At 53.0% G+C, this 13,486-nt stretch carries 13 protein-coding genes; 4 read left to right on the top strand and 9 right to left on the bottom strand.

The window, feature by feature from the left end; genetic code table 11:
* Positions 1-116 precede the first annotated feature (116 nt).
* The gene (pgpB, locus tag L466_RS10835; RefSeq protein ID WP_020882442.1) at positions 117-884 is read right to left on the bottom strand and encodes a phosphatidylglycerophosphatase B; all 768 of its coding nucleotides are present in this window, start codon (positions 882-884) and stop codon (positions 117-119) included.
* Positions 885-1,081: 197 nt separating this feature from the next.
* Here pgpB and ribA point away from each other — a divergent pair, with 197 nt between their 5' ends.
* Positions 1,082-1,672: a GTP cyclohydrolase II gene (gene ribA / locus L466_RS10840; RefSeq protein WP_003856813.1), complete on the top strand. Its 591-nt coding sequence runs from the start codon at positions 1,082-1,084 to the stop codon at positions 1,670-1,672.
* Positions 1,673-1,715: 43 nt separating this feature from the next.
* Here ribA and acnA read toward each other — a convergent pair whose 3' ends face one another.
* The 6 genes from acnA to topA form a co-directional block, all read right to left on the bottom strand.
* A complete protein-coding gene (gene acnA / locus L466_RS10845; RefSeq protein WP_032678290.1) occupies positions 1,716-4,391 on the bottom strand; it encodes an aconitate hydratase AcnA in 2,676 nt (891 codons plus the stop codon).
* Between the two features lie 163 nt (positions 4,392-4,554).
* Complete coding sequence (gene ymiC / locus L466_RS23995; protein WP_032669830.1) at positions 4,555-4,653, bottom strand: small membrane protein YmiC; 99 nt, start codon at positions 4,651-4,653, stop codon at positions 4,555-4,557.
* A gap of 140 nt (positions 4,654-4,793) precedes the next feature.
* Positions 4,794-4,964 carry a hypothetical protein gene (locus L466_RS23820; RefSeq protein ID WP_032669764.1) on the bottom strand — a complete coding sequence of 57 codons (171 nt, stop codon included), beginning with the start codon at positions 4,962-4,964 and terminating at the stop codon, positions 4,794-4,796.
* 2 nt (positions 4,965-4,966) lie between these two features.
* Entirely contained in the window at positions 4,967-5,107 is a 141-nt protein-coding gene (locus L466_RS10850; RefSeq protein WP_214579162.1) for a YmiA family putative membrane protein, read from the bottom strand.
* Between the two features lie 338 nt (positions 5,108-5,445).
* On the bottom strand, positions 5,446-6,420 hold the full coding sequence (gene cysB, locus L466_RS10855; protein WP_006175683.1) for an HTH-type transcriptional regulator CysB: 975 nt from the start codon (positions 6,418-6,420) through the stop codon (positions 5,446-5,448).
* Positions 6,421-6,607: 187 nt separating this feature from the next.
* On the bottom strand, positions 6,608-9,205 hold the full coding sequence (topA, locus tag L466_RS10860) for a type I DNA topoisomerase (protein ID WP_020882439.1): 2,598 nt from the start codon (positions 9,203-9,205) through the stop codon (positions 6,608-6,610).
* Between the two features lie 399 nt (positions 9,206-9,604).
* Between topA and L466_RS10865 the strand changes: the two genes are divergently transcribed.
* Positions 9,605-9,856: a YciN family protein gene (locus L466_RS10865; protein ID WP_020882438.1), complete on the top strand. Its 252-nt coding sequence runs from the start codon at positions 9,605-9,607 to the stop codon at positions 9,854-9,856.
* A 34-nt stretch (positions 9,857-9,890) separates the two neighbouring features.
* Here L466_RS10865 and sohB read toward each other — a convergent pair whose 3' ends face one another.
* Positions 9,891-10,937, bottom strand: a complete 1,047-nt coding sequence (sohB, locus tag L466_RS10870) for a protease SohB (RefSeq protein ID WP_020882437.1) — start codon at positions 10,935-10,937, stop codon at positions 9,891-9,893.
* A gap of 250 nt (positions 10,938-11,187) precedes the next feature.
* Between sohB and L466_RS10875 the strand changes: the two genes are divergently transcribed.
* On the top strand, positions 11,188-11,949 hold the full coding sequence (locus tag L466_RS10875) for a YciK family oxidoreductase (protein WP_020882436.1): 762 nt from the start codon (positions 11,188-11,190) through the stop codon (positions 11,947-11,949).
* Complete coding sequence (gene cobO, locus L466_RS10880; RefSeq protein ID WP_020882435.1) at positions 11,946-12,536, top strand: cob(I)yrinic acid a,c-diamide adenosyltransferase; 591 nt, start codon at positions 11,946-11,948, stop codon at positions 12,534-12,536. Before L466_RS10875 ends, cobO begins: the two co-directional genes overlap by 4 nt.
* Before the next feature lie 35 nt (positions 12,537-12,571).
* Here the strand turns inward: cobO and rluB are convergent, their stop codons facing one another.
* A complete protein-coding gene (gene rluB / locus L466_RS10885; protein ID WP_008502809.1) occupies positions 12,572-13,447 on the bottom strand; it encodes a 23S rRNA pseudouridine(2605) synthase RluB in 876 nt (291 codons plus the stop codon).
* Positions 13,448-13,486 lie beyond the last annotated feature (39 nt).

Here is a 13,486-nt window from a genome sequence, read left to right as displayed (position 1 = left end):
AGTGTGTTCAACTCACCGCAATCAGCCTTATAAACTACCATTTTAGTGACGGGCGCGAAACGGAAAAAGTGACGCGCCAGTCATGGATTTATGGGCAAAACACGGAATATCAACCGTCAGGCGTCGCTTTGGTCCCTTTCGGCGATCTCTTCTTCCTCGACAGGCGGTGGCGTTAACGGACCGCAGATGCGTTCAGCAAGCCATGTTGCCAGCGTCACAAGCAGCCATGAGATCAGCGTAGCCACCACCAAATCCCGCGGCCAGTGCATCCCCAGCAGCAAACGACTGCCCATCACCCCTGTGGCCCAGACCAGTAAAATCGCGATCGTGACCGTACGTCGCCGTGGCCAAAGCAGCCCTACTCCCAGTAACGCCCAGCTGGCGGCAAACATGGTATGGCCGGAAGGAAAAGCAAACCCGGTCTCTTTTTGCCAGTGTTTACGTAAGAACTTCGGGATATCCTGCTGTTCCGCAAGCTGTTCTTTGACCAGCGCACCACGATCTTTACGTTTTAAATTGTAGAACTCATCCACCGGAACATGGTGCGCTTTTTCCAGCCAGACGACAAAAGGACGCGGCTCCTGGACATGATCTTTAACCCAGGACTTCACGCCCTGACCGATGAGGATCGCCCCACCCAGTATCGCAAAGAGCATCAGCGCCGCACGCAGACGAAAGCGCAAACACCACAGAAACCAGGCGCAAAGGATCACATGCGTGATAATTCCCCACGGCTGGGTGACCGTCTCCGTTATCCAGTATAATGTTTTCAGCCATGTGGCGTTCTGACCAGGCTGCCACATCCAGCCTGAGACCCATACGGCCAGCGGCATAATAAGTAGAATGGCCGCACCTGCTGCCGTACGTCTGGCGATTGAAAGCATGTCTTCTCCTTTTTCGCTAAGCACCACAATCATAACTGAAATTCATCTGTTGGGTGGATATGTCGGATCGTGCGTTTAACGTCCATATAGCATGGCGCCCATTAGGCGAACGTGCTGAGCTTGTGGCAAAATGAACAGATACAGAAAGCCAAACAGGCGAAAGGCACGAAACGTGTCAGCCTACTCTGGAGAATCACATGCAGCTTAAACGTGTGGCAGAAGCCAAACTGCCAACCCCATGGGGCGATTTCCTGATGGTGGGATTTGAAGAACTGGCAACCGGACAGGATCATGTCGCGCTGGTGTTCGGTGACATTTCAGGACAGACGCCGGTACTCTCTCGCGTACATTCGGAGTGTCTGACTGGCGATGCCTTGTTCAGCCTGCGCTGTGATTGCGGTTTCCAGCTTGAAGCAGCTCTTTCTCACATCGCTGAAGAAGGTCGTGGGGTGCTGCTGTATCACCGTCAGGAAGGTCGTAATATTGGCCTGCTGAATAAAATCCGCGCCTACGCGCTGCAGGATCAGGGATACGATACGGTTGAAGCGAACCACCAGCTCGGGTTTGCTGCCGATGAGCGCGACTTTACCCTGTGCGCCGATATGTTCAAGCTTCTGGGGGTAGATGAGGTCCGTCTGCTGACCAATAACCCGAAAAAGGTGGAAATCCTGACCGAAGCGGGGATCAATATCGTCGAACGTGTTCCGCTGATTGTCGGCCGTAACCCGAAAAATGCCCACTATCTTGATACCAAAGCCGCCAAAATGGGTCACCTCCTGAGCGAGTGATCGCGAGATGCCCGGCATCGCCATCGCGAGCCGGGCGAGCGCGTCAATCCAGCATTTTACGAATCACGTAATGTAATATGCCGTCGTTCTGGTAGTAGGTCAGCTCGGTTGCCGTATCAATGCGACACCGGCATTCAAGCACTTCCGTTTTACCGTCTGCTCGCGTTAACGTCACCGGAACCGTTTTACCCGGCTGCAGGTTTTGCAGACCACTAATATCAATCTGCTCTTCCCCGGTGAGTCCCAGCGTTTTGCGGGTGACGCCTTGCGGGAACTCTAGCGGCAGGATCCCCATCCCGATAAGATTCGAACGGTGAATACGCTCGAAAGATTCGGCAATCACCACGCGAACCCCAAGCAGGCGCGGACCTTTCGCTGCCCAGTCTCGACTGGAGCCGGAGCCGTACTCTTTACCGGCAATCACCGCCAGCGGCGTGCCTTCCTGCTGGTATTTAACGGCGGCATCATAAATCGAAACCACTTCCGTGCCAGGTAAATGACGCGTCATGCCCCCTTCCACGCCCGGAACCATTTCGTTGCGGATGCGGATGTTGGCAAACGTCCCGCGCATCATCACTTCGTGGTTACCACGACGCGATCCGTAGGAGTTGAAGTCCCGGCGTTCCACCCCACGGCTTTGCAGATAGCGGCCTGCCGGGCTGTCGGCTTTGATACTGCCCGCCGGCGAGATGTGGTCCGTGGTAACGGAATCGCCAAGCATCGCCAGAATACGCGCCCCGTGGATATCCTTAAGCGGAGCAGGTTCAGCCAGCATGTCATCGAAGAACGGTGACAGACGAATATAGGTCGAATCATCCTGCCAGCCATAGGTATCCGAGCCCACGACGTTAATTGTTTTCCATTCCGGCGTGCCTTCAAACACTTCCGCATATTCTTTGCGGAACATTTCGGTTGAGACCTTTTCAACGGCTCGCGCGATGTCGCGTGAAGACGGCCAGATATCTTTCAGGTAAACAGGCTCGTTCTTGCGATCGTGACCAATCGGGTCTGTCGTGAGATTGATGTTCATGTTTCCCGCCAGCGCGTAAGCCACAACCAGCGGCGGCGAGGCCAGCCAGTTGGTTTTCACCAGCGGATGAATGCGCCCTTCAAAGTTGCGGTTACCGGAAAGAACCGCACCCACGGTAAGATCGCCCTGCTTGATCGCCGTTTCAATCGGCTCAGGCAGCGGACCGGAGTTACCGATACAGGTAGTACATCCGTAACCCACGAGATTAAATCCCAGCTCGTCAAGGTACGGGGTGAGTTTTGCCTGCGCCAGGTAATCTGAAACCACTTTAGAGCCCGGGGCCAGCGAAGCCTTAACCCACGGCTGCGGTTTCAGTCCAAGCTCAACGGCTTTTTTGGCCAACAGTCCCGCGGCCATCAAAACGCTTGGGTTCGAGGTGTTGGTACAGGAGGTGATAGCGGCAATAACCACCGCGCCATCCGGAAGTTGATACTGATGTCCGTTCAGGACATAGTCTATTGGACGGTGATCTTTTTTCGCGACATTGACTTCCAGTTCATTGCTGGCGGCAAAAGCTTTCGGCACGTCCGGTAACGCGACCCGATCCTGCGGGCGTTTTGGCCCGGCAAGGCTCGCCTCGACGCTTCCCATATCCAGCTCAAGCGTGCTGGTAAATACCGGCTCATCACCCGGGTTTCGCCACATCCCCTGCGCTTTAGTGTAGGCCTCGACCAGCGCGACCTGCTCTTCACTGCGACCACTCAGGCGCATATATTCCAGCGTGACGTCATCGATGGGGAAGAAGCCACAGGTCGCGCCATATTCCGGCGCCATATTGGCGATCGTGGCGCGATCGGCCAGCGGCAGCGAATCCAGCCCGTCACCGTAGAATTCAACAAATTTACCCACCACGCCATGCTTACGCAGCATCTGGGTGACGGTCAACACCAGGTCGGTGGCGGTAATGCCTTCCGACAGCTTACCGGTGAGTTTGAAGCCCACCACATCAGGAATGAGCATCGACACCGGCTGACCAAGCATAGCCGCTTCCGCTTCAATACCCCCGACGCCCCACCCCAGCACACCGAGGCCGTTAATCATGGTGGTATGTGAATCCGTCCCGACCAGCGTATCCGGATAAGCCACCCACTCTTTATCCTGCAATTCACTCCAGACGGCTTTGCCCAGATATTCGAGGTTAACCTGATGGCAAATACCGGTTCCAGGCGGAACCACGCTAAAGCGGCTGAACGCCTGTTGCCCCCATTTCAGGAAGACATAGCGCTCGTGGTTACGTTCCATCTCCAGACGTACGTTTTCGCCAAAAGCATCATCATCACCGAAGTGGTCAACGGTCACGGAGTGGTCAATCACGAGGTCAACGGGAGAAAGCGGATTCACTTTTGCCGTATCGCCACCGAGGCGCTTAACGGCTTCGCGCATGGCGGCTAAATCAACCACGGCGGGAACACCGGTAAAGTCCTGCATCAGGACCCTCGCCGGGCGATAGGCTATTTCTCTGTCGGCATGGGCACTCTTCAGCCACCCCGCCAGCGCCTGGATATCCTCGAGGGTGACGGAATCGCCATCCTGCCAGCGTAAGAGGTTTTCCAGCAAAACTTTCAAGGACTTGGGTAAACGCGAAATGTCCCCAAGCGTTCTGGCAGCCAGTGGCAGGCTATAGTAATGCCAGGTTTTGTTTTCTGCCTGTAATGTGTCCTTACTGGCTTCGCGTAGGGTTAACGACATAAGCTCCTCCTTAATTACAGAGATGTCCTGACAATCATCAGGGCTGTAATTAAAGATAACACAAAGATGTCGTAACGTTTTGATAACAACCCGAATTGATAAATTTAGGAATGGTCCAGTGAAGTGCGAAAACAAAAAACCCCGCCGCAGCGAGGTTTTGGATTTACAGGAAGGCCAGCCAGATGAGCTGAGACCAGAACAGGATCGACACAGAAAAAACGCCGAGCCATGACCAGTATTTGTGAGACATCATGTTATTCATCATAGGGTACACCAGGCATTATTTTTAAAAAGGCTCCGAGGTTTGCCCTCAGTTCTATATTGCTGATGTGTATTTATTAAAGAGTACAAAGGTGCAGAGTCTTTATTCAGACTATTTGCATCATTACGCAATTAACTAAATTATTGTTTTTTGGGTTCGTCTTCTGCGAACACATCAATAAAGGCTTGCTGCTGTGGCGTCAGTTTCCAGGACGCGGGGACAACGGTCGCAGGTGCTTTGCGTCCTTTGTGACCACTGTCACGATGCTGACACATCTGTTTTACCGTTTCTGTACGTACCGTCACTGCCATATTCAACCCCAATATTTCCAGGCAAGGAGAGCAACCACTACCCAAAACAGGGCGGAGACGAGAAAGACCGCCAGCCAGGCTTTACGCTTGAGCGCAGGATCCCTTTGCGGTTCTTCACTTCCTGAAGGCATTGCTAACCTCATACAATCGATATCGCTTATCATTTAGGACCAAACAATTGGTACAATTAATCATCTGTTGAGATAAATCCTAAAGAAACTTTAGCCGAAAAGCCAGTGAATTTACGCATCAATTGGTGGGAAATATTCAATCTTTTGACCAGAAATAAATAATTGAAAAGAAATATTTGCGTAGCCGTAAATTACTTTCTACTTTTGTCGCCAATTCACGACATTAAAACCATACAGATTAAATGGGTAATGACATTATATGGCAGGGAAAATGTAGATGATGATAATTATGATTTAGCTTTGAGGAGTTAATTCGGTATCTTTCCGTGAGGGAAAGATACCGGGAGTGATTATTTTGCCGGAAGTTTGATGTCTTTAAACATCTCTTCAATATCTTCATTTGAGCGTAATGCAACCGCCGTATCGACCACGTCACGCGTTAAATGCGGGGCAAAGCGTTGAATAAAATCATACATATAGCTGCGCAGGAAGGTGCTGCGACGGAAACCAATTTTGGTCGTACTGTGGCTGAAAATATCGTGCGCATCAAGACGAACCAAATCCGGGTCTGAAACCGGGTCGACGGCCATGCTGGCAATCACCCCAACGCCCAGGCCAAGCCGCACATAGGTTTTAATGACATCAGCATCCGTGGCGGTAAAGACAATGCGCGGCGTTAATCCCGCCCGGTTAAAGGCCGTATCAAGCTCAGAGCGTCCGGTGAAGCCGAAGGTGTATGTCACTAAAGGATATTGCGCCAGCTCTTCAATAGTCACCGACCCTTTCCCCGCCAGCGGATGATCCGGGGTCACTACAATAGAACGGTTCCAGTGGTAGCACGGTAGCATAACCAGATCGTCATACAGGTGAAGCGCTTCTGTCGCGATGGCAAAGTCCGCGTTGCCCTTTGAAACCGCTTCAGCGATTTGCGTGGGCGAGCCCTGATGCATATGCAAAGAGACGCGCGGATAACGTTCTATAAAGCCCTTAATAACGCCTGGCAGCGCATAACGCGCCTGAGTATGCGTTGTGGCAATATAAAGCGAGCCTTTATCCGGCCAGGTATGTTCACCCGCCACGGACTTAATAGCGTCAACTTTGGAGAGGACTTCCCGGGCAATACGAATGATTTCCTGCCCGGCGGGTGTCACCTGCGTGAGGTGCTTACCGCTGCGAGCGAAAATCTGGATACCTAATTCGTCCTCCAGCATACGAACCTGTTTGCTGATGCCCGGTTGCGAGGTATATAACCCCTCAGCGGTAGAAGAGACGTTAAGGTTGTGATTCACCACCTCAACGATATAACGAAGCTGCTGTAATTTCATGCCAGACCATCCGATTTAGCGCACGCGGTCAATCGCTTAAGACGATTTGATAATAAGAAAAGGGTTAACTATAACCACTATATCATTTATAGCCTGACTGTATAGTACGGAACAAAAAATAATAACAAGGTAATAAAAAAGGGCCGGAAGTCCGGCCCTTTTACAGGTAAGTTACGGTAAGGGAAGATTATTTCTTGCCTTCAACCCATTTTCCGTCGACAAAGAAGGCGGACCAGCCGGTCGCTTTCCCCTCTTTCTCAGCCGCAACGTACTGCTGTTTTGTTTTACGGCTAAAACGTACCACCGTTTTATTCCCTTCAGGATCCTGCTGTGGCGCATCGGCCAGATAACGCAATTTCTCAGGCAGACGGTCGCGGAAGCGATGCAGCTCTTCCACCAGCGGCGCGCGGGTTTCACGCGATTTCGGGAAGGTGTTGGCCGCGAGGAAGACCCCGGCAGCACCGTCACGCAGCACGAAATAGGCGTCAGACTTCTCACACGGCAATTCTGGCAGCGGAACCGGATCTTCCTTCGGCGGCGCGACTTCACCGTTACGCAGAATCTTACGGGTGTTCTTACACTCGTCGTTGGTGCACGCCATGTATTTCCCGAAACGCCCCATTTTCAGGTGCATTTCCGAGCCACACTTCTCACACTCAACGATAGGGCCGTCATAGCCTTTGATGCGGAACTCACCCTCTTCGATCTCATAACCATCACACGTTGGGTTATTCCCGCAAACGTGCAATTTGCGTTTCGGATCGATCAGGTAGCTGTCCATCGCCGTGCCACATTTCTTACAACGACGTTTGGCACGCAGGGCATTGGTTTCTGCATCGTCACCCTCCAGCACGTTAAGAACTTCGTTCTCAGGTACCAGGTTGATGGTGGTTTTGCAGCGCTCTTTCGGCGATAACGCATAGCCGGAGCAACCGAGGAAGACGCCTGTTGTCGCAGTACGGATCCCCATCTTACGGCCACAGGTTGGGCAATCGATGCTGGTCAGTACCATCTGGTTAGGCAGCATGCCGCCCTCTTCAGGATCTTTCTCCGCTTTTTCAAGCTGGTTGGTAAAGTCGCTGAAGAAGCTGTCGAGCACTTTCTTCCATTCCGCCTGATGGCTGGCAACCTGGTCAAGGCTGTCTTCCATCTGTGCGGTAAAGTCGTAGTTCATCAACTCGCGGAAGTTAGCTTCCAGACGGTCGGTTACGATCTCACCCATTTTTTCAGCGTAGAAACGGCGATTTTCAACACGCACATAGCCACGATCCTGAATGGTCGAAATGATTGACGCATAGGTTGACGGACGACCAATACCGCGTTTTTCCAGCTCTTTTACCAGCGATGCTTCGCTAAAGCGCGCAGGCGGCTTGGTAAAGTGCTGAGCTGGCACGAGGTCAACCAGAGAGAGTTCATCCCCTTTGTTCACCGCCGGCAGCGTTCGGTCTTCGTCGCCTTTACGCAGTGCAGGCATGACTTTCGTCCAGCCGTCGAAACGCAGGATACGGCCACGCGCTTTCAGACGGAAATCACCCGCACCAACGGTAAGCGTAGTGGAATCGTACTGCGCGGGTGTCATTTGACACGCGACGAACTGGCGCCAGATAAGCTGGTACAGCTTCTGGGCGTCGGCTTCCATATCCTTCAGCGATTCCGCTAACACAGAGACGTCAGAAGGACGAATGGCTTCGTGCGCTTCCTGTGAGTTCTCTTTGCTGGCGTACTGGTTAGCGCTTTCCGGCAGGTATTTCTTACCGAAATTGTCACCGATATAGCCGCGCACCATGTTAACCGCATCCTGACTCAGGTTAGTCGAATCGGTACGCATGTAGGTGATGTAACCCGCTTCATACAAGCGCTGGGCCATCATCATGGTTTTCTTCACGCCATAACCCAGACGCGTGCTTGCGGCCTGTTGCAGCGTAGAGGTAATAAACGGTGCGCCAGGCTTACTGCTGGTCGGTTTGTCTTCACGCTCCAGAACCTGATAGCGTGCTTTTTCCAGCAACGCCACCGCGGCCATGGTCTGGTCACGGTTTTCAGGACGGAAAGGCTTGTCGTTCTGATGGCTCACCTGCAGCGGCAGAGCATCCCCGCCCGGCGTGGTGACATTCGCGTCGACTTCCCAGAACTCTTCTGGCACAAACGCTTTAATTTCGCGTTCACGTTCAACGACAAGACGCACGGCAACGGATTGCACACGGCCTGCGGACAGACCACGGGCAATCTTTTTCCACAGCAGTGGAGACACCATGTAGCCCACAACACGGTCCATAAAGCGACGTGCCTGCTGCGCGTTTACACGGTCAATGTTCAGTTCGCCCGGCTTTTCAAACGCCTGGCGAATCGCATTCTTCGTAATTTCGTTAAACACTACACGGCTGTAGCGTTTGTCATCACCACCGATCACTTCCCGCAGGTGCCACGCAATGGCTTCCCCTTCGCGGTCAAGGTCGGTTGCGAGATAGATGTGGTCTGCTTTTTCAGCAAGCTGTTTCAGCTCATTAACAACTTTTTCTTTCCCGGGCAGCACTTCGTATTGTGCATCCCAGTTGTGCCATGGGTTAACACCCATGCGGTTGACAAGCGCGCTACGTTCATCCTTTTTAGGCTTTTTAGCCCCTTTGGTGGAGGTAGAGTCTGCGCTCTTTTTGCTGGCTGAGCCACTGGTCGGCAAATCGCGGATATGACCCACGCTGGACTTAACCACGTAGTCATTACCCAGATACTTATTGATCGTTTTGGCTTTTGCCGGGGACTCAACGATGACGAGAGCTTTACCCATATTCACCTTTACCTAATTTAATTCTTCCAGGAATACGCCGCACGTTGATTTCCCTTCCACTGACGACGCGTCATTGATATTGCGACTGCGTCAGGGGATATCAACCCCTTTGTCTTACCGAACGTCAGAGAAATGACGCCCAGGTGATTGAGTTTTCGGGTATTTTTCTCACGCCTCATATGATTCGTGACGAATTACCGGTCGAATGTCAAGCAATTCTGTTGCCAGAATGACGAAAGCGCACACTCTACCTGATAAAATCCGTTACGCAACTTTATTAGCATGCAAAAGCAAATCACGCCAGCCAGGCTCCTGCGCCTTATCCCCTCAGATTACAGGGAAAATTTGCCCCCAAAGCGCCCTCGGCGTAGACTATTGTCACTGTTTAAGGAGTGGATTATGCACAATACGACCCAACCAATTGACCGAGTCTCTCTGCTTATCGAAGCAAACAAGCTTATCCGTGATCATGAAGATACTCTGGCGGGCATTGAAGCCACCGGCGTAGAACAGCGTAATGGCGTGCTGGTTTTCAGCGGCGAATACTTCCTTGACGAACAGGGGCTACCTACCCCGAAAAGCACCGCCGTGTTTAACATGTTTAAATACCTGGCGCATACGCTTTCAGAGAAATATCACCTGGTTGATTAATGCAAAACGCGAGGCCTGAGCCTCGCGTTTTTGTTTACAGCAACGGTTTTTGTCCGCGCTGTAGCCAGCGGAGCAACAGCCGATCGGCACTTTCTGCCGCACTGTTGGTAAAGCGATCGAGCAGACGCTTGCGCTGCGTAAAGCGCACGCCCACCAGCTCACGGCCATCCATCAGGTTCAGCAGCAGGTCATCGCTGGTGCCCACTTCATCTACCAGTCCTTTCTCCTGGGCCTGGATCCCGTACCAGTGCTCCCCCGTCGCGACCTGCTCAATATCGAGCGATGGGCGCATGCGGTGCACAAAGTCTTTAAAGAGGTGGTGCGTTTCATTGAGATCTTCACGGAATTTCTGACGCCCCTCTTCCGTGTTTTCCCCCAGCAGCGTCAGAGTGCGTTTGTACTGCCCGGCCGTGTGCAGTTCAATGTCGATCTCTTTGTTTTTGAGGAAGCGGTTAAAGTTAGGGATTTGCGCAACCACACCGATTGAACCAATAATAGAAAACGGTGCCGCCACAATTTTATCCGCGACGCAGGCCATCATGTAGCCACCGCTCGCTGCGACTTTATCCACCGCAACGGTCAGCGGGATCTGTTTTTCACGCAGGCGCTGCAGCTGTGACGCAGCCAGTCCATAACCGTGTACCACACCGCCCGGGCTTTCAAGACGCACCACCACCTGATCCTGCGGTTTTGCCACGGCAAGAACGGCAGTGACCTCTTCGCGCAGAGAAGAAACTTCATGCGCATCCATGCTGCCTTTAAAGTCGAGCACATAGACGCGTGGCTTTGCCTCATCCTGCGGTGCATTGAGCTTTGCTTTCGCTTTTGCCGCTTTGGCTTCCTGTTTATGCTTTTTCTTCTGCGCTTTAAGCCACTGCTTCTGTTGATGGCTATCGAGCAGCGACAGAGACATATCTTCCTGCATCTCTTTATACTGCTCACTCAGGCGGGTAATGCGTAACTCCCCACGCTGACGCTTACGCTGCGTCAGGTTTACAATCAGAACGGCAATCACCGCAATGGCAATCACCACCGTTGCGATTTTGGCCAAAAACAACCCATACTGAGAAAGTAATTCCACGCGTTCCACCTTGTTTAACCACGATTCTTTCACGGCAGTGTACAACAGCCCTGCCCATGCGTCTCGCTCGTGACATTACCTCTGCGAGCCTGCTTCAGGAATCCCCTCATGGGGGTTTAAATATTTGCAAATTGTTAATTTTACAGTAATGCCTCCTGTAGACTGATTGAATTCTCATGCTAATTCGGGCATAAAGCCGAAAAGTCATAAAGAAGGCGTCATTGCGTCACTGCGCGCCAGAGGAGTCCCCGTGCATTATCAACCGCAAAAAAATCTGCTGCAAAATCGCATCATTCTGGTCACCGGTGCCAGTGACGGAATTGGTCGCGAGGCGGCCCTGACCTACGCTGACTATGGCGCGAGCGTTATTCTTATTGGTCGTAACGAAGAGAAACTGAAAAGCGTCGCGCAGGAAATAGAAGCGGCAGGCGGCATTCCGGCCCCGTGGTATACCCTCGATTTACTCACCTGCACGCCAGCAGTGTGCCAGGAGCTTGCTCACCGTATTAGCGCCCACTACCCGCGGCTGGACGGTGTCCTGCACAATGCGGGTTTGCTGGGAGAAGTCCGTCCTATGGATGAACAGGATCCCGATATCTGGCAGCAGGTGATGCAGGTCAACGTCAACGGCACGTTTTTCCTGACGCAGGCATTGCTTCCTTTATTACTTAAATCTGAGTCCGGCTCGCTGGTCTTTACCTCCTCAAGCGTAGGCCGCGAAGGTCGAGCCAACTGGGGGGCATATGCCGTCTCGAAATTCGCGACTGAAGGGATGATGCAGGTGCTGGCGGAGGAGTATCAAAGCCGCCATCTGCGCGTAAATTGCATTAACCCGGGTGGAACGCGCACCAAAATGCGCGCCAGCGCCTTCCCGTCGGAAGACCCGCAGAAACTGAAAACACCCGCAGACATTATGCCGCTCTATCTCTGGCTGATGGGCGACGACAGTCGTCGTAAAACGGGGATGACCTTCGATGCCCAGCCGGGCCGTAAACCAGGGATTTCGCAATGAGTGAAGAACGTCATCAACAACGCCAGCAGCGTCTGAAGGAACAGGTCGATGCGCGCGTTGCGGCCGCACAGGACGAGCGCGGGATTATTATCGTCTTTACCGGTAACGGCAAAGGTAAAACTACCGCGGCATTTGGCACCGCCACGCGTGCTGTCGGTCACGGGCAGAAAGTGGGCGTCATTCAATTCATCAAAGGCGAATGGCCCAACGGCGAACGTAATCTGCTTGAACCGCATGGCGTTGAATTTCAGGTGATGGCGACAGGTTTTACATGGGATACGCAGAACCGGGAAACCGATACTGCAGCTTGTCTTGCAGTCTGGGAGCACGCCAAAAGAATGCTGGCAGACCCCGCCCTGAATATGGTTCTGCTGGATGAGATAACCTATATGGTGGCCTACGACTATCTCCCGCTGGATGCGGTACTGGAGGCGTTACAACAACGCCCGGCGCACCAGACGGTTATCGTCACGGGGCGTGGCTGTCATCGGGAAATACTGGAGCTTGCGGATACCGTCAGCGAACTGCGTCCGGTCAAACACGCATTTGACGCGGGAATCAAAGCGCAAATCGGTATTGATTACTAAGAAAAAAGCCCGGTGATCTTCACCGGGCTTTTATGTTAACCGTTGTTGTTACGGCTGCCAGAGCGGCGGTTGCTGCTCACCTGGCTATGGCGTTTCACCGCACGACGGATCTGATTCGCCTTCATACGACGACGATCTTTTTCCACCGCCACTTTAGAGGTGGTTTCTGGCGTCAGGCCAACCAGTTCACGCAGGTAGTTAGTCTGTGTCAGATCCAGCTCGGTATAACCACCCCGTGGCAGACCTTTTGGCAGCAGGATGTCGCCATAACGGACACGGATCAGACGGCTCACCTGAACGCCTACCGCTTCCCAAAGACGACGCACTTCACGGTTACGGCCTTCAGTCAGGGTAACGTTGTACCACTGGTTAATGCCTTCGCCACCGGTAAATTTGATGGTTTTAAATGCCGCAGGACCGTCTTCCAGCTGAACGCCGCGTGACAGATCGCGCAGTTTATTCTCATCAACCTGGCCGAAGACACGCACGGCGTATTCGCGTTCCACTTCACGGCTAGGGTGCATCAGACGGTTTGCCAGTTCACCATCAGTGGTAAACAGCAGCAGGCCGCAGGTATTCACGTCCAGACGACCCACGGCAATCCAGCGAGCGCCGCGCAGTTTAGGCAGACGGTCAAACACCGTCGGGCGACCTTCAGGGTCGTTGCGCGTGCACAGCTCGCCTTCTGGCTTGTAATACGCCAGCACGCGGCAGATCTGCTCAGCGGACTCTTTCACGGAGATAAGATGACCGTCGATGCGGATCTTCAATCCCGGTACGATTTCTACGCGGTCACCCAGCGTGGCGATTTTACCGTCCACACTCACGCGACCCGCTTCAATAATGGCTTCGATTTCACGGCGTGAACCGTGGCCGGCACGCGCCAGCACTTTCTGTAACTTCTCGCTCATTGAGCTTCCTCAGGTGTCGCCTTCACAGGCGTCGAATCA

It is taken from the genome of Enterobacter sp. BIDMC 30 (assembly GCF_000534355.1).
GTDB lineage: Bacteria > Pseudomonadota > Gammaproteobacteria > Enterobacterales > Enterobacteriaceae > Enterobacter > Enterobacter ludwigii.
The sequence above is the reverse complement of the archived record's forward strand: the minus strand, read 5'-3'. Positions and strand labels throughout refer to the sequence as shown.

Excerpts from the sequence above, each read along its gene's own strand:
- topA (WP_020882439.1), bottom strand. The coding sequence starts at position 9,205 with ATGGGTAAAGCTCTCGTCATCGTTGAGTCCCCGGCAAAAGCCAAAACG.
- L466_RS10865 (WP_020882438.1), top strand. The coding sequence starts at position 9,605 with ATGCACAATACGACCCAACCAATTGACCGAGTCTCTCTGCTTATCGAA.
- pgpB (WP_020882442.1), bottom strand. The coding sequence starts at position 884 with ATGCTTTCAATCGCCAGACGTACGGCAGCAGGTGCGGCCATTCTACTT.
- acnA (WP_032678290.1), bottom strand. The coding sequence starts at position 4,391 with ATGTCGTTAACCCTACGCGAAGCCAGTAAGGACACATTACAGGCAGAA.
- rluB (WP_008502809.1), bottom strand. The coding sequence starts at position 13,447 with ATGAGCGAGAAGTTACAGAAAGTGCTGGCGCGTGCCGGCCACGGTTCA.
- cobO (WP_020882435.1), top strand. The coding sequence starts at position 11,946 with ATGAGTGAAGAACGTCATCAACAACGCCAGCAGCGTCTGAAGGAACAG.
- L466_RS23820 (WP_032669764.1), bottom strand. The coding sequence starts at position 4,964 with ATGGCAGTGACGGTACGTACAGAAACGGTAAAACAGATGTGTCAGCAT.
- ymiC (WP_032669830.1), bottom strand. The coding sequence starts at position 4,653 with ATGAATAACATGATGTCTCACAAATACTGGTCATGGCTCGGCGTTTTT.
- L466_RS10850 (WP_214579162.1), bottom strand. The coding sequence starts at position 5,107 with ATGAGGTTAGCAATGCCTTCAGGAAGTGAAGAACCGCAAAGGGATCCT.
- ribA (WP_003856813.1), top strand. The coding sequence starts at position 1,082 with ATGCAGCTTAAACGTGTGGCAGAAGCCAAACTGCCAACCCCATGGGGC.
- cysB (WP_006175683.1), bottom strand. The coding sequence starts at position 6,420 with ATGAAATTACAGCAGCTTCGTTATATCGTTGAGGTGGTGAATCACAAC.